General features: G+C 41.6%; 13 protein-coding genes and 2 pseudogenes. 9 read left to right on the top strand and 6 right to left on the bottom strand.

Translation table 11 applies throughout. The features are described 5' to 3' along the window. The 6 genes and pseudogenes from ACIPUA_RS05280 to ACIPUA_RS05255 all read right to left on the bottom strand — a co-directional run. Nucleotides 1-314 (bottom strand): annotated as a pseudogene (locus ACIPUA_RS05280) (outer membrane protein); the annotation flags it as partial. A gap of 627 nt (nucleotides 315-941) precedes the next feature. Next, nucleotides 942-1,778 (bottom strand): DUF932 domain-containing protein, encoded by an 837-nt coding sequence (locus tag ACIPUA_RS05275; RefSeq protein WP_449059379.1) that lies wholly within the window; start codon nucleotides 1,776-1,778, stop codon nucleotides 942-944. A gap of 101 nt (nucleotides 1,779-1,879) precedes the next feature. Next, nucleotides 1,880-2,313 (bottom strand): annotated as a pseudogene (locus ACIPUA_RS05270) (antirestriction protein). A 240-nt stretch (nucleotides 2,314-2,553) separates the two neighbouring features. After that, the gene (locus ACIPUA_RS05265; protein WP_217007818.1) at nucleotides 2,554-2,979 is read right to left on the bottom strand and encodes an antirestriction protein; all 426 of its coding nucleotides are present in this window, start codon (nucleotides 2,977-2,979) and stop codon (nucleotides 2,554-2,556) included. 91 nt (nucleotides 2,980-3,070) lie between these two features. After that, the gene (locus tag ACIPUA_RS05260) at nucleotides 3,071-3,943 is read right to left on the bottom strand and encodes a GTPase family protein (RefSeq protein ID WP_449059378.1); all 873 of its coding nucleotides are present in this window, start codon (nucleotides 3,941-3,943) and stop codon (nucleotides 3,071-3,073) included. A gap of 56 nt (nucleotides 3,944-3,999) precedes the next feature. Beyond that, nucleotides 4,000-4,947 carry a hypothetical protein gene (locus tag ACIPUA_RS05255; RefSeq protein WP_349488628.1) on the bottom strand — a complete coding sequence of 316 codons (948 nt, stop codon included), beginning with the start codon at nucleotides 4,945-4,947 and terminating at the stop codon, nucleotides 4,000-4,002. 644 nt (nucleotides 4,948-5,591) lie between these two features. On the opposite strand from ACIPUA_RS05255, the gene ACIPUA_RS05250 reads away from it, so the two are divergent. The 9 genes from ACIPUA_RS05250 (at nucleotide 5,592) to ACIPUA_RS05210 (ending at nucleotide 16,494) form a co-directional block, all read left to right on the top strand. Further along, the gene (locus tag ACIPUA_RS05250) at nucleotides 5,592-6,179 is read left to right on the top strand and encodes an inovirus Gp2 family protein (protein ID WP_036418657.1); all 588 of its coding nucleotides are present in this window, start codon (nucleotides 5,592-5,594) and stop codon (nucleotides 6,177-6,179) included. Nucleotides 6,180-6,276: 97 nt separating this feature from the next. Continuing rightward, nucleotides 6,277-6,486, top strand: a complete 210-nt coding sequence (locus tag ACIPUA_RS05245; RefSeq protein ID WP_036418660.1) for a helix-turn-helix transcriptional regulator — start codon at nucleotides 6,277-6,279, stop codon at nucleotides 6,484-6,486. Between the two features lie 72 nt (nucleotides 6,487-6,558). Then, the gene (locus tag ACIPUA_RS05240; protein ID WP_036418662.1) at nucleotides 6,559-7,134 is read left to right on the top strand and encodes a hypothetical protein; all 576 of its coding nucleotides are present in this window, start codon (nucleotides 6,559-6,561) and stop codon (nucleotides 7,132-7,134) included. Nucleotides 7,135-7,784: 650 nt separating this feature from the next. Further along, the gene (gene tssK / locus ACIPUA_RS05235) at nucleotides 7,785-9,134 is read left to right on the top strand and encodes a type VI secretion system baseplate subunit TssK (protein WP_036418664.1); all 1,350 of its coding nucleotides are present in this window, start codon (nucleotides 7,785-7,787) and stop codon (nucleotides 9,132-9,134) included. After that, complete coding sequence (gene tssL / locus ACIPUA_RS05230) at nucleotides 9,131-9,784, top strand: type VI secretion system protein TssL, short form (RefSeq protein ID WP_449059377.1); 654 nt, start codon at nucleotides 9,131-9,133, stop codon at nucleotides 9,782-9,784. The genes tssK and tssL overlap by 4 nt, the downstream gene beginning before the upstream one ends. A 49-nt stretch (nucleotides 9,785-9,833) precedes the next feature. Further along, on the top strand, nucleotides 9,834-12,191 hold the full coding sequence (locus tag ACIPUA_RS05225; protein ID WP_036418669.1) for a type VI secretion system Vgr family protein: 2,358 nt from the start codon (nucleotides 9,834-9,836) through the stop codon (nucleotides 12,189-12,191). A 13-nt stretch (nucleotides 12,192-12,204) separates the two neighbouring features. Then, on the top strand, nucleotides 12,205-12,663 hold the full coding sequence (locus tag ACIPUA_RS05220) for a DUF3828 domain-containing protein (protein WP_449059376.1): 459 nt from the start codon (nucleotides 12,205-12,207) through the stop codon (nucleotides 12,661-12,663). Continuing rightward, the gene (locus tag ACIPUA_RS05215) at nucleotides 12,660-15,698 is read left to right on the top strand and encodes an N-acetylglucosaminidase (protein ID WP_449059375.1); all 3,039 of its coding nucleotides are present in this window, start codon (nucleotides 12,660-12,662) and stop codon (nucleotides 15,696-15,698) included. The genes ACIPUA_RS05220 and ACIPUA_RS05215 overlap by 4 nt, the downstream gene beginning before the upstream one ends. Then, nucleotides 15,691-16,494, top strand: coding sequence for a hypothetical protein (locus ACIPUA_RS05210; RefSeq protein ID WP_449059374.1), 804 nt, complete (start codon nucleotides 15,691-15,693; stop codon nucleotides 16,492-16,494). Before ACIPUA_RS05215 ends, ACIPUA_RS05210 begins: the two co-directional genes overlap by 8 nt. Nucleotides 16,495-16,601 lie beyond the last annotated feature (107 nt).

Here is a 16,601-nt window from a genome sequence, read left to right as displayed (position 1 = left end):
TAGGTTGAACTCGCTTTATCACGCGCCATAAATTCCAATTCAGCTCGAACAGGGATATCAAACTGATTGGAAAAGTCATAACCCAACGCAAGTCCACCGCCAAATACCCCCGTACGATGGCTATCCCCATTTTTGGTGCCATTATCACCGGCATCAGCATAGCCGCTGTAGACAAATTGCTGGCCGGACATTTGCACAATAGATGCGCCCATTTTTCCCGTAACATAAAGCCCCGTTTTACTGTCATCCGTGTTAGCGAATGCCGGTAATGAAATGCACCCCATTAGGGCGGAAACAATAAACGCTTTTTTCATGATTGATTTCCTTTTAATCAATATCACATTAAGTATGGTTGAATCGCGTTATGTCAGTGGAAGGCATGAAAGATTTGACTCAATCACCTTAATATCACTGACATAAAGATAATTTAGCGTGAGATAGTTTAACTTAATCGATCTGTTTTACCTATCAATAATTAAAATACGATCGGTAATATCGATCGCAACTATCAATAAACGGTTATCGATCGGCGTAATCGATCAACTGTTGTTTTGGTGCTTAAATAAGAAAAAGAGTTGATGAGAGAGTGAGTCAAAATGGAAGGGAATAAAATGATGTTTAAAGAATGCTCTCCTTTCTTGAATAGATTAGTGTGCTCGATATTATCAAGCACCAAAATACGGGATAAGTCTTTATGTTAGCGCTAACGCTTTATAAGCAACGCCGTTTACTCATGTTATAGATATGAAAACCGAACTCCGTTAAGACCCAATGGTTTGATGTATTCCATTGAATCATTCCTTTTTTCTCCAGCGAGTTGAGTGTCCTTTTGTTGCAGAGTGAGCCATAATTGAGTTTCACATTACTCAAGGTTTTTAGTTGCCGTTCTGATAATTTCATCGCGTTCACCGTAAGATCCAATTATTTAACGTATACTGTGGCTATAGTTGTTCGCGTCCAGCAAAATGAGCATGCATTTGTTCTGTCAGTACCCACAACGCTTTATTGAGCTTAATATCCCCATCAATTCCATTCACTGAACGCGTGCGAGCGCGTTTACCTTTGGCATTCCTGCCTGATAATCCTCCCTTGATTAAATTTTCCTGCAAACGTTGGTACACTGTCCAAAGATCGTCTTTTTTATCATCGAAGCGCCGAGGTTGTAATACTTGTTCTTCGGTAATCGGTTGATGCTCCTCACCAAAGCGATACGTCAAAGCTGCTTGTGCTAAGGCTTTCTGTGCTGGTGGCGGTAATACCAAGCTTTGCATTTTTTCGCGTTTATCTGCGATGGCATCAAACGTACCTAATACTTCATAAGCCCCTTCAATCACTTTGCACACTACATCACCTTTGTGCGGCACGCGTACTTCACCAAAGGTATCGCCACAAACGAGTCCATTTTGACAAACATAACGAAAAAAGCCCGGTAACATCTGATAGCTACTGGAGCCATCATGGCTATTAAGTAAGATGATTTCAGGTACTTGGCTACCCGTAATTTGGTCATGACGTCGGAGCCGTAACATATGCTTAGTATGATCACGACGGCTGTCATCTCGCACACGAGTTTGGCAGGCAAAGAACGGATAAAAGCCTTCTTTTTGCAGGCTATCCAATAAGGTAATCGTAGGAATATAAGTATACTTTTCGCTACGAGAATCGTGTTTCTCTTCAGAGAACACACTGGGTACTGTGCGAAATAACTCTTCGAGAGTTAACGGGCGGTCACGGCGAATGCTATTCGCCGCACCAAAGCGAGAAGCTAAACGAGACATAGGGGGCCTCCTCAGTGATAACACTGATAAATTAAAATAAGATAAAGGAAATAAGTGAGGTGATAAGCTGGTGGACGCTGTATTAAAGCGTTATCAATAACTTAGTCAATTAGGTGAAAGATTTGTGCTTGCTCGGGATGTTGCATCGCATAGTCACGAAGTTGGTAAAAATACTCTACCAGCACAGAACTCTCGGTTTTAAACGACCAGATGCTATACACCATTAGACAGACTGCGATACCGGCTGCTTCAGGGCTTAACTCAGCCTCGTTACCATTATGAGGGTTAAACATCGGCAAGGTGATTTCAATCATCTCAGGCCAGATAAAAGCCCCCCATTCGATAACATGGTGAACTCCCAAAACGCGCCCTGATAGCGATGACAGAGCTTCGCCATCATGTTAAAAATATCGCCCTCGATACGTTGCCAATCGGGTACCGTCCCAAAGTAGAAACGCCAGAAGATATGACGGCCACTGGAGTGAACGAGATTGGTTTTGATAACAGTTGATTCTTGCTCTTGTAAGGTAAACATAATAGAACTCCAATTCAGTCGATATTGATAGACAGTAATAAGCAAAAAAGCCCTACACCTTGCGGTGCAGAGCTTTCTAGAAATGATAGGTGTATTGAGTATCATTTTTAGTGACTCATTCTGATGATTGATTCACTAAAATAATATAGATATAAAAATAAATGTAAGTTAATTAATGGGTTAGTCTGATGATGCTTTTATAATGAATCAGATAATACGAAGGCGTAAATAAGGACGTGGTTAATCGATTAGATGGAAAATGGCGGAACGTTCTGGGTGTTGCGCCGCATAATCACGCAATTGATAAAAGCGATCGACGAGGATGTCACTTTCCGTTTGAAATGACCATAAACTGTACATCATCAAACACACGGTAATGCCTGCCGCTTCACAACTGACGTTGGCTTCGTTACCGTTATGTGGGTTGAACAGCGTCAGTGTCTCTTGAGGTAAATCGGGATAAATAAAGACGCCACCATTGGATAAGGTGCAATATTCCCAATATCCGCCATGGTAGTCATCACAAAACTGCCCCATTGTGGTAAAGATGACCACTTCAAAGGTGATCCAGCCTTTCACGCTTCCGAAGTGATTGAGCCAAAAATCAAGGCGTTGTTCATCAGGGACTAATGCCATTGTGATAGTGCATTCAGTGGTGTTTGTCATAAATTAAATATCCAATAAAAAGAAATAAAAAAGCGCCAATCCTTAACAGGATTGGCGCTGAGAGTAATAATTAATGGGGTAATGTAAGAAGTTAAAAGAACAGGCTCCACAGGGATTTAGCTACGGATACGATACTGTTTTTAACGGTGTTAACCGTACTTCTTATCAATGGCGGCAAGGGAATGATATCGATTAAGGTATCCACAATATCACTGACACATTGACCAAAATCGTTACGTGCGGCGTTCTCCACCGATTGCGTCCGGTAAGGGCTGTTCAGTTGCCTAGCTACCCCGCTACTGGCTTGCACCGGTAGCGCCTGTATGAGCTGCTCTGCTAATTTAGTCAGTTGATAGTTTTCGACCGCAGAAACTGTTATCACAGGATGATGCGGTTTAAAGGCGGTTATGACGGCTTGTTGCTTTAATGTTAAGTTAGCCTCTTGCTCATGGGATGGCTGGTGGCACAGCTCATCCCACTGACGACAGGGCTCTATTTTGTCGGCTTGGCTCAGCACAAAGAGAAATCGCTTAGATTGGTAACCACATTGCTCCGTGAGAAAGCGATAACACTGTTCATCAGAAGACCATGCCCTATCATCGGCTTTGAGTACCCAGATAATTAAATCCAGTTCTGGCAATAAGTTACGGTAGAGCTGGTGGTATTCTCTATCTCGCTCAAGGCTTTCCCCCACGCCGGGTAAATCCACAAAGGTGAGTGTATGGTTATTCATCGTCATACTGAAGCGCTGAACCTGTCGTGTGCAGCCTGAAACATCACTCACAGGCGATAGTGACGATTGAAATAGTGCGTTGATAAGACTGGATTTACCAGCTCCCGTTTTCCCCATCAAGCCGATGGTAGGGGAGTAACTGATTAGCTGGTTGAGTTGATTAAAAAATTGATTTTTAAATGAAAATGGAAAGGCAGAAATTACCCTCCCTAATTCAGATTGGTGGTTCATATTACTTCCTTGAAAGAATGGTTGTGGCTATTCAAGTTAATAATATATATTTGAGATTATTTTAGATTTTTAACATGGTCATATTCTTCATTAATCAAATCAGTTAGCAGTTCATTTATTTGACATCGTTTATTTTTCACCAAAAAATCGAGCTTTTCTTTAACGGTAATATCAAGATAGCAATTAATCGCTTTCTTATTTGTTCGTTCTCTTCTTAACTGTCGTTGTCGCCAAGCACGATTCAGATTATTTATCAGCATTTTTTTTTCGAAGTGATGGCTATTCCAGAGCTTTAATACGCTGTATATCGCTAAGTATTTTTCCTCTGGGTTTATCGGATTAAAGTATTGGAGTGAGTCAATTCCCATTCGTCCTGCATCGAAATGCTCAGATTTGTGATAATCCACCAGATATTGCCAAGCCCATTCTATCCCTTCAGTTGATGTTTCATTGAGCCATTTAAACGGCTTAACCCCGTCACTGAGCTGGAGCCATTGGCGCTTTAAAAAATCGTTGTACTCCGATTTGGGTGGGTCAAACTCATCAAAATACAGAAAATCCAGGTAGATGACGATGAGGCTGAATCGTTCTTCATGCGAGGTGGGGAAGGTGGTATTGATAATTTGGTGGTTAAAGGCGGTGTCATGAATGTTTTGCAAGACTAAAAAGGGATCACTGCCTAAGTGCAGCAGACCCCAAATTAATGCACAGGCTTCCTTGTCTTTTTTTAGCCACTCAATGAGGGATATTGATAAAATATTCTTATGGTATAGTCGCTCGGCTTTTTCACTTTCTGCTTGCCGTTTTTCGCTCGATTCAATGGCGCTGAAGTAGTGATTGATCTCTTGTTTTAATAGGTTTTTGCTGTGAAAAATATCGGGTAGCTTCTGGGTTAGTTTAGGAAACCCATAATAATTTTGCGATTGTACCATGATAAAGCGAACATAAAATCGCAACATGCGAATGTCTGCATTTTTGTCTATCCAATTAATCACCTTGACCATAATTTCTCCATATAAAACTTAGCTAAAAACTAAGTCACAAAATGAGAGTATATCATAACAGATAAAGAAAAATAAAATGTGATATTACGTCATTCTGAAGATAAATAAAAAATAAAACAAGTGTTAATGAATGCCAACTTGACGCTAAAAATTGCCAATTTATTTGCTTTGTTAGGCAATAGACTGACTAAATTACCGTTATCGCTAGTCTATAAACATCGATTTTGAGGTGATGCGCGCTTGCCGTGTGGAGTCAAAATGGTAGAAAAGTTAAATGTCAGGACGGTTTTTTGGGGAAAAATCAGGGAAGAAAAAGGGCTAATCTCCGAGTAAAAATGGCGGCTAAAATGGACTGAAGGTGTGATAACTCGCGGGTGCTTCTCACTCTTTTTGTGACAATATACGTTGGTATAGTATTATGGGGTATCAACATCCTCATCGACTTAACCCAATAGAACTACTCCTCTCATCGTCACTCGATAGATATCATTCTTGATAGGAAAAATCAGCGTGCTCTATCGGTATCATTCATCAATATTGTTAATCATGACACTGTCACGTTTTGTGATGGGAAAAATGTGAATCGTCTCTTTTTTACAACGAATGCCTTGGGTATGACATTACACAGACTTGAGGATCACACCATGTCCCGTTATACCTACAACGAAGATTATCTTTGCAAGATAGACCGTACTCTCCGCCGTGCACTATCCATCACCCATCGACTCACGGCAATCCGGGTTGATTTACGTTTTCCGGCTTCCGACGTACCACATCGTGAAGACTCTGCGGCTATCACGCGTTTTTTCGGTTCACTCAAAGCCAAAATTCAGGCGGATTTAAAACGCAAAAATAAGGCGTGGAAACGTAATCATACTTGCCCGTTATTCTATGTGTGGGTTCGTGAGTTTGGGGAGATTAATCACAAAAAGCACTATCACGTTTTACTGCTTGTCAATAAGGACGTCTATTGCGGGCTAGGTGATTTCAGGAAAACAGACAATACGCTTTGTGCTCTCGTGCAACAAGCGTGGTGTAGTGCTATTGATGTCGATTACCCTGCTGAGCGCTATTTAGTGCATTTTCCGGATAATGGGTGCGCCTGGTTAGACAGTAACGCGCCTCACAATGACATTGCGGTGGAGAAGCTTAACCAACGTTGTCGTTACTTAGCTAAAACGTACTCGAAAGATTACAGTGATGGTGAGCGTTCTTTTGGGTGTAGTCGCTAATAAAAAACATGAGGGGGATATCTTTTGGAAGAGAGATATCCCTAAACACTTATCGATATCCCTTCTGCCTTTTAACGTTAAAGACAGGAGTTCAATAATGACTACTCAAGCTATTCCCTTACTAGATGACCAATTCGTTGATATGAAGTTTATAACCCGCCTAACCGGTTTGACGGATAAATGGTTTTACAAATTAATCCAAGAGGGGGAGTTTCCCAAACCTATCAAACTGGGGCGTAGCTCTCGCTGGTTAAAGAGTGAAGTGGAGCAATGGCTGCAAGCGCGTCTTGTGGCTTCTCGGTATTAACCCTTTTTGAAGTCAATATATTCAATTTAAACCCGATTTGTTCTACGAATTAATTTATGGAGTACTGAGAGTATGAAAAAGCTGCCCGCTCGCTATCAAGAGTTACTGAGTTATTATCAACGTTGGTTAAATGGGTATACGAAGTTGTCCATTTGCCAGGGGATGTGTCATTCACTCATTCAAAACAGTCACTATTTGATGGTGTCGTACATTCGTTTTTCGAGTCATGAAGCCTGCCAGGTGGCGGTTATTCCTGCTCGTCTCTATCGACTGGTGTATGGTAACGCCTACCCTGACAAACTCACCGAAGAAGAGGATTTAAACCTGAGTTTTCATATTGATGAACGGCTGTTACGCTACCACCCTATGCTGGAAGGGATACTGCTCAGTGAATGTGCGCGTCTTAAACAGCACTCCTTTGCTAACAAGTTAATCAGTTTATTTCAGCAATTTAATGATCCGGAAATACGCCCGAAATTGGTCTGGTTATGTTGGTATGATTTGCTGTTAGGGTCACCATTAGACGATTGGAACCATACACTTAAGTTGAAATCCAAAGAACAACTTGTGGAATGGGTGATTGATAGGCAAGCCGAAAATGGGGGATTAACAACTATTATGGATGAATATGTATTGTTCAGCCGATAAGCACGGCAAAGTAATATGGAGGATCAAAAGGATTAATATCGTTAACGCGTGCTACTCACTGTGTTGATATTCCTTCTCATGACAAACCTCATATCTGATAACGCTATGCTTTCACTTCAGACACTTTTGTAATTGCCTTGCGGATGGCAATCAATCAGGCAAACTGATGCCACTGCTATATGTACAACCGTCCTCAGTAGCTTAAGTCATGCTGTTGTCGAGGGTAATGAATCCACGGACATGAAAATCCTCCTAAGTTGCATAATACCCACCTTTTATCTGTTGTTAACAGGGTACGGATAACTCTATATGTGAGTATTCATATCTATTTAAAATAAATAGATAAAAAATATTGCTGTGTTACTTAACCCTACCTATAATTCAAACTATTTATTTAAGATAAGTTACTTATATTGTTTGATGTGAAAGCGAGTTTTTCGTTGTCTTTGATGGTCTCTGAGGACGGATTTGCTTTGGAATAATTTACCGTTTTACCTTATGAGCCTTGGTTTACGGCTAAGGGCGGTAGCGTACCAAATCGTTAGAAATGCTTTACTTTCACGTTTCATTAAATGCCAAATATCGCCACCGTATTTTTAGGAAAAAAGTCACAACGCCAATTGCCTTTGCTTAAATAAAAGGATCATCGAATGAAAATTTATCGCCCATTATGGAATGAAGGGGCATTGCTCTCCCCACAACAATTTCAACAACAAGCTCAGTGGGAAGCCTTCACAAACCAAGGTGTTTCAGGTTTCTCTTCTCCTTTTACCTGGGGGGTGGAAAAAGTTGAGCTGGATGAATCGCTTTTATCGTCAGGTCGCTTGCAAGTTCACCAATTACGGGTGTGGTTGCCAGATGGGACATTAGTGGATACCCAGGTCAGTGATGTCGCTCCTGAGCCGCGAGAGTTGAATTCAACCGCATTATCACAAACAGACAGTCTTGTGCTGGTTCTGGCTTTACCGCTCCTTCAATCAGGGATTGTAAATGTGCAAAAAAAAGGGGCCTTTTCAGAGCGTGCATTACGGTATCAGGAAGAGTGGGTGAATGTACCGGATGTATTTGGTCAGGATGATGAATCCATGGCGGTTGCCAGATTCAATATTACGGTCCGTTTTCAACATGAAAATAATGATGCGTGGCAAACGTGTCCCATTGCGCGCCTAATTCGTGATGGTCAGGGAGGGTGGATAATAGATAGAAAGTTTATTCCTCCAATGACACAATTTTCAGCCAGTCGAGAGTTACAAGAGCGACTCGCTCTGCTGAATCGGCAAATCCGTTCGCGCTGCCAACGATTGATGGCAATGCGTCGTGAAAGCAATGAGCGTTTAGCCGATTTTGCCGTCGCCGATGTTTCCTTATTTTGGTTGTTAAACGCCTTAAACTCCCATGCTAATGTTCTCATCGGTTATGAACGCTACCCACAACGTCACCCTGAAATCATTTGGGCTGAGTTGACCCGTTTGGCGGGGAGTTTATTAACCTTTTCGTTAGAGCATGACCTTGCGACCATTCCTGCCTATATCCATGACGATCTGGAAAATACGTTCCCACCTTTATTTGATTTGCTCAGTACCTTGTTAGAAACCAGCTTGCCTTCTCGTGTGATTGCGCTTGATATGACGCATCCCGATCCGCAAACCTGGCGAGCTTCATTGCATGACCTCAGGCTTAGAGAGGAAGCCGATTTTTATCTGTCTGTCCGTTCAGATAAAACAGCGTGGGAAATTGCTGAAAAGTTCCCGACGCTGTGTAAAATTGGCGCGCCTGATACCGTTAACACACTTTACAGTAAGGCATTAAATGGTATTCCACTCACACCCGTTGACCGGGTTCCTGCGGCGCTCCCTGTGCGCATGGAAAACCAATACTTTGCGCTGGATATGGAGGCTCCGGAGATGCGTGAAATGTTGGAAGAAGGCGTTTGCATGCTATATGTGCCCTCTTTATTTGGTTTCTTAGAGTTAGAACTGTTTGCGGTATTACGCTCATGAGCCAATACATTGATATTGACAAGCTTATGGCAAAAACCTGGTTGATGGTAACTGAGCTAAAATATGGTCGGTATGACCCGGATTCAGGGTCTCTTTATGATACGTGCTGTCAACAAATTGATGCTGTAAAAAATGCATTGGGCCAAACAAAACTCGCTCCCGAGAATATTGAGCACATTATCTACGCACAATGTGCATTATTGGATAAAACCGCGATGGAACTCTTGGCTCGGGGTGATGAAGAAGGTGACGCATTCTATGCTTGGCGAGTTGCCCCCTTACAAGCTCGCTATTTTTCATCGTTGGATGCAGGGGACGCATTATGGGATCGTATCCGGTCAGTGCTGGGGCAGGCTCACCCAGATTATACTGTACTAACCTGCTTTCACCGCGTCTTGGTACTCGGTTTTAACGTCCATACAGCAACCATGGAACCGCTGAGTCCCGAGCGGAAATCATTGATAGATAAACTTTCTGCACAGATTTCTCTACCTGAATCTGCTTTTCCATTAGTCATCCATCATCAGCAAAAATCTAGTCTGAAATTGATACGCTCTTTCAGCTTCTGGACCGCGTTGTTGCTTATTGGTATTACCGCCATTACTTGGGGCGGTCAAACGTGGCTCAATCAATTGTTGTCAGCAGTGTAATCGCCTCGTCTTTACTTTCACTTCTTGTCCATTTCTGAGGGAATAGAATATGCCTAATTCAGTCATCAATGCATTAACACAAACTGTGAAGAACGCTGTGTCGCATGCCCGTTTTCATTTAACGGTACAAGACTGCACTGATTTTTTAGATGTACTCAGTTTCGAATCTGAAGAAGCCCTCAGTCAACCTTGGCGATATGAAGTGACAGTCACGTGCACCAATGCACATCTGACTCCCGAGCAGATGCTACTGAAGTCGGGCGCATTTACCTATCAAACCCCGTTATTACCTGGTCTTCCTAATCAATCGATACGAACAGTGTATGGGGTTATCAGTAAATTCAAACACCTGAAAACGTCAGCGGATGAAACTCGGTATAGCTTGATATTAGTGCCACGTATTGCCTTACTTCAGTACACCAAATGCAGTGAAGTGTATTTAAATCAATCGGTGACAGAAGTGGTTGAAAAGGTACTGCGCCGTCATGGTTTGGAAGGGGCAGACTTTGAGTTTCAACTTTCCCGTGAATACCCGGTCAGAGAATTGATTACACAGTGGCGGGAAACGGATTTAGTCTTTATTCAACGACTTCTTGCCGAAGTCGGTATTTATTGGCGCATGGAAATGGACACTCAATTAGAATTGGATAAAGTGATTTTCCATGACACACAAGAACACTACCAGTTTGGCATGTCACTCCCTTATCGCCATGAATCAGGTCTGAGTGATAATGGGCAAGACAGTGTCTGGGGATTGCAGGTTTCGCATCAGGTGGTCAGTGAGGGGGTGGCAACCCGTGATTATAACTACCGTCAGGCATTAACGCCTCAGGATAGTACTGAAATTATTTCAGGTTTTGAGGGAGTTACTACAGGGGAAGTGTACCACTACGCAGAGCCTTTCTTGAATGTCGGTGATATTGATACCCCAGAAAGTGGCGCTTTTTTTGCTCAGCTACGCCATGAACGTATTCTTAATGCCCAATCGTGGGTATCAGGGCATTCAACCAGCCCAATGCTAGCACCTGGACAAGTTTTAGAAATGACAGGGGTCTTTCCTCAGTTGGCGAAAGACGGTGTGTTAATCACCCATGTTCGCCATCGGGGCGCTCGGGATTCTAGCCTTCAGGTACAGTTTACCGGGCAACTCTACCGTGAAGCCTTATGTTTCAGACCGCCTTTACTCCCTCGACCTGTCATTGCAGGGACGTTACCCGCACGAGTGGAAAGCAGTGAAAAAGGCGATACCTATGCGTGGCTCGATGAATTCGGACGCTACCGTGTTAAGTTGGATTTTGATAGAGAGTCGTCTGAGGCGGGCTTTGCTTATTTATGGCTACGTTTAGCCAAGCCCTACGCTGGAGATACTTACGGCTGGCATGCTCCATTATTGGATGGGACTGAAGTGTCGGTGCAATTTGACGGTGGTGACCTTGACCGACCCTATATCGCCTATGCACAACATGACTCCGAACATCCTGACCACGTGACGCGAGACAACCATACTCGCAATATCTTACGAACACCGGCCAATAACAAGTTGCGCATGGAAGATAAACGTCAGGAAGAGCATATCAAGCTGGCGACGGAGTATGGCAAAACTCAACTCAATCTAGGTCATTTGGTTAACGCACAACGAGAACAACGCGGAGCAGGGTTTGAGTTGAGGACGGATGAGCATGGCGCTATTCGTGCGGGTAAAGGGTTGTTTATCAGTGCAGATGAACAATCAAAAGCACAAGGGGAAGTGCTGGACATGACCCAAGCGGTGCAGCAAATCCAGCAAGCGAACCAACAGATGCAAACGCTGTCTCAAACAGCGGAAAAAGCCAGTGCACTCGCCGCCGATGTTCAATCACAAATTGACCTCTTAGATTCTCGCTTACAGCAGTTACAATCCGCTGTGTTACTAGCCAGTGCGCCGCAAGGGATCGCATTAACGTCCGGTGAACACCTTCAAATGAGCAGCCAAGGCAATACTATGGTGAATGCAGGGCAGCATCTTGATATGAGTGCCATGCAGAACTTATCGGTCGCCGTTGAAAAAGCATTAGGCCTATTTGCACATAAAGATGAAGTGAAAGTGATTGCGAATCAAGGCGCGATCGAAATCAGTGCGCAACACAATACGATGGATTTCTTTGCCCAGCAGCAAATCACTATCACCAGCAGCGAAGATGAAATTGTGATATCGACACCGCAAACCCTGACCCTTAACGGTGGTGGCTCATACCTAAAGCTGAGTGGGCAAGGTGTTGAACACGGTTCTTCAGGGGATTACATCATCAAAGCTGCAAATTATGTGGTGCCTGGCTCGGGGGCTGATATCGCGTGTGAAACGTTGCAGTTTGATGTGACGGATATTGAAGCGCATAAATTAGTGACGAAGTATCCATTGCATGATTAAAAGGATGACATTAATGAAAGTTTTGACATTATTAATCTGTTTATTTTTTTCTTCTCTTTCGTTGGCTTTAGATAAAGGAAGTGCAACACCTGAAACAACGGTATTGAATTTCTATACTGAGTATCTTTTGGAAAATAATGAAGATATTCAAGCAGAGTTGAAAAAAAATGAAAAAGCGATGTTAATGTATGTATCTCCCAATTTAATCAATGGGCTCAAAAAGGAATATTTGAACGCGGATTATTTTGTTGATGCTCAATCTTTTTGTCCGGATTGGATAAGTAATATCAAAGTTAATAACGTTAAGGTTAATAATAAAAAAGCGACTTTAAGACTTGAGTTAGGGGCTGTACCAAACATTTCTAGATATACCATAGCGTTAAAATACAACAATGAGAAATGGAAGATAACTTCAGTAAAACCCGATAACAATAATAGCCCTTATTGCAATGCGTTGAGGAGCATCAAATGATCAATATGGATGTTACAATAAAAAAAATAAATCAAAATGCTATTGAAATTCAAAAAAGCTTTGCTTTCGGTAAAGGTGAATGTGCTAAGTATGTCAAACTTGCTCTTATCCATGGCGGAGCTTCAATAGAAAACTCAGCAATACGCTCAGCTAAAGACTACGGTCCATGGTTAATTGAAAATGGATTTACACCTGTTCCCGGTGCTCAAGCACAAAAAGAGGGGATTAGTTATTCGATTTTGGGTCAGCAAAAAGGCGATGTTGTTATTATTGAACGACTCAAAAAACCAAATAAACCTGAAAGTATTCATGGGCACATTGCGTTATTTGATGGAAAACATTGGGTTTCTGACTTTGTGCAACAAAGAGGCTTTTATCCAAACCAAGAGTATCGAGATGAGAGTACTCCATTTGTTTTATACCGCTACGCTGGTAATCAACCCGCAGACGAAAAAAAAGAAGAAAAAAGCAGTGCCAAGCTAATTAAAATTGTGTATCCCATCCCTAAGAACGAACGTGGTCAAGAATTCTCAAACCTTGATGAAATAATGGCACATGTGAGCGGGGAATCAACAGGAAATTACTTGCTGGGTCGTAATGGAATGTGGCATAGCGGTATCCATATTACCAATGCGACTACGCCCTGGTGTGCCTTAAGTGGAAGCTCCATCACAGAGAAGGCCAGTTTTCCTATTCCCTATAAAGGGCAGCAGGCTATTCGCTGCATGGCGGATGGTGAAGTCATTGCCTACCGAATGAATCAAGATTATTTACCTCTAGGTTGGAAAAGCGGAAGCTTAAATTTATCCGGTTCGTTTGTATTGGTACGCCACTACATTCAAGTGGGTGAAACTCAAAAGAGCGGACTGCATTTTTATACGCTGTATATGCATTTGGCACCGTATTCTGCCTATCAAGCGAATCCCACATGGATTGTGCAAGATAAATTGCCGACTTACTCCCCCGAATGGAAAGTGGTTGCAGGCACGAATACTTATAAAGACCAAAACAAACTAGACGCGCTCCCTAAAGGCTCTATCATCGCTTGGGATAAAAAGGATAGCCAACGTCAACTCAAGGCGGCGAATGGACGGTTGTATGGGCTGGTGACGATTGAAAAGTTAGCCGGTACATCAAAATTAAACGTCGGAGACCAATGTTGGACTCTGGTGGATAACAATAATATTGTGTCTGAAATAGAGCCGAGTTGGTGGAAACAGTTAACCAGCCCCGCTAAAGAAATGATGCAATTTGATAAAGTGGTCAGTTTAACGACGCCAATAGCCATTAAAGCAGGTGACAATATCGGCCATATGGGCTTCTATCAAGCCCCTAAAGAACAGGGCATTGATTCGCGTTATCAGGTGCATATTGAGTGCATAAGTGCCGATGATAATTTACCGCAGTTTTTGCAGAACCCTGACAAAGTCGGACATGATAAGCCTCAGTATTTAAAATGTTTACCCGGTTTAATGCTATGGAATAAGCAAGGTGATGATTTTATAAAAACAGAACGGGTTGTTGAGTGGGAGAAAATCTTTAAGCTCAGTGAATTAAAAATAGAAAAAGATAAGAATAATAACGAATTTTATTTATTTCCAGAATATGTGTTAGTGCCAGAATCTATTGCGGCAATACCCAAAATGGCATTAAGTGAACTCAACGAGATTGATAAACAAAAAGCACAAGAGTCTACTTTCGGAGTGTTAGGCAAAAAAACAAACGAGCTCGGGGCTATAGGGCATCAAGACCAACTTATTAAAGACAATATCGCCCAATACTCAAAGTTTCTTTCCCAATACGACCTTGCAGAGCTAGGATTTAAAGCTTTAGTTGCCAATGCCAATGCATTTGACCACTTAAATGGTTATGTACAACCCCAAGTCGAATTTATTAGCTCAGTTTATGAAAATATTAAAGCTAAAATCACGGGTTCTTCTGTGCCACAAAAGGGGATTATTGCTCATAATTACCAGCGATTAATCAATAAGATTAAATCGGACAAAAAGGAAACTTACTCGCCTGAGGAATACCGCCGAGCCTTTCACAACCCCATGTTTTCCCATATCGTGAATAAAACCATTGTTAAACACCCTAGTGATTGGTATTACAAAAAAAGTGACAGTATCTGGCAACCCTTTTTAAATAGATTAAGTGAAGAAGCACCACTATGGCGTTCTTACAGCGAAGAATTTCTTGATGGTATGGTTTGGATGCAGGATGTAACTAATGAAAAATTAGGTCCTGAAGTGTGGCATATGCATCCATTGGTATTTTTAGATACAGTTAAGTCAAAAAAAAGATATATTATTAATTATACGCAATATTCCAATACACTTGAAGAAGTCATTAATAAGCAGATGTCTATCCCTGGGAGTGCAGCACCTAAATGGGGAATATCAAGAAATGCAACTCGAAGCGAAGTTGTTCAGTGTATAACTCCCGAAAATTTAACTAGTAATAGTAATATGCTTCAATTTTTAGAAATAGATAAACCAATGGGAATTTCCTTTGAAAAATTAGAAGAATTTTTGAGAGGAAAAGGTTCCCTTGAAGGTACTGCTGCTGCATTTATTCAGGCGGCTAATGATTATGGTATAAATGAATGCTATCTTGCAGCTCACGCCGCTATCGAAACTGGAAATGGCCGGAGTGTTCTCGGTAAAGGGTCATTATTTTCCTATAATAATCAGCCATCACGAACTGTTTATAACATGTATGGGATAGCTGCTGTAGATGGAAATGCTGTTAGTGGTGGGAAAGCAGCGGCTTACTCTCGTGGATGGTTTACCCCAGAATTGGCTATTATGGGAGGTGCTGAGTGGATTTCGCAGAAATTTGTGCACAAGAACCAAAATACACTTTATAAAATGCGCTGGAACCCTGCTCATCCGGCATCCTACCAATACGCTACGGCTGTAAACTGGGCAGAACATATTTCTGCTAGGATGTATGAAATTTGTGGTGATTATCATGATTTCGATAATGAGTTAATTTTTGATATTCCAGTTTACAAAGGAGGTGCTAATGAATAAATTTAAGATGAAAATAATAGTTTTATTATCGCTATCTTTATTCACATTAAATTCTCTAGCCACAATAAGTTGCACACCAAGCAGCACAGATTATCCCTACAATACAAACCAAGATCCAACCCCCGAAAAGGTGCAATCAAATGGTCGAGTTTATTTTTTTTCTTTGCCAAAAGATGAGTGTAAGACAAATGTCTTTTTAATAAAAAATGATAAATTACTTAAATATAGAGTGGTAAATGGTTTTTCGTTTGTCAATTATATCAATAAGAATGGCGCTGTTGTTGATGGATGGGTTCGGAGTGACGAGATTGTTTCCGATAATGTTGAGCAAAATGGGCTTACGTACTCGGATTTTTCATGGAAGATAAATGGAAAAAATGTCTATTTACTCGGAAAGGCAACTCCTGAGCTAAATACATGGGTTAAACAATCAGGATTAAAACTCCCAGAGCCTGAAAACCACGGTTTTAATAATGAATTCGAATCATGGACATTAACTATCCTAAATGAAATGATAACAATATCTGAATCAAATGACATCATTGAGAAAAGATTAGGTTTTAACGACACATATGTCTCTGGAATTACATTTGTTGATGACAAATATGAAACTGCACGTGGTATAAAAGTCGGAGATGACTGGAGTACAGTCACTGCAAAATATGGGACGAAAAGTAGATTGAATCCTGAGAATGAGTGCCGATTCTACCAATATTTTGATATGAAACTCAGTTTCTGCCTTGACTCATCGGATAAAGTTCGAGCCATTTTATTTGAAAGCTACCCAGTGAACTAATTGATATCTATTTATAAATAAGTGAGTTGTAGTTATTGCCATATATCGCGTATATTTACGCTAATCGAGTAAATATACGTTCATATTAAATACAGTACACTCCCGTG

Source organism: Providencia sp. AGC89 (assembly GCF_053543535.1).
The sequence above is the reverse complement of the archived record's forward strand: the minus strand, read 5'-3'. Positions and strand labels throughout refer to the sequence as shown.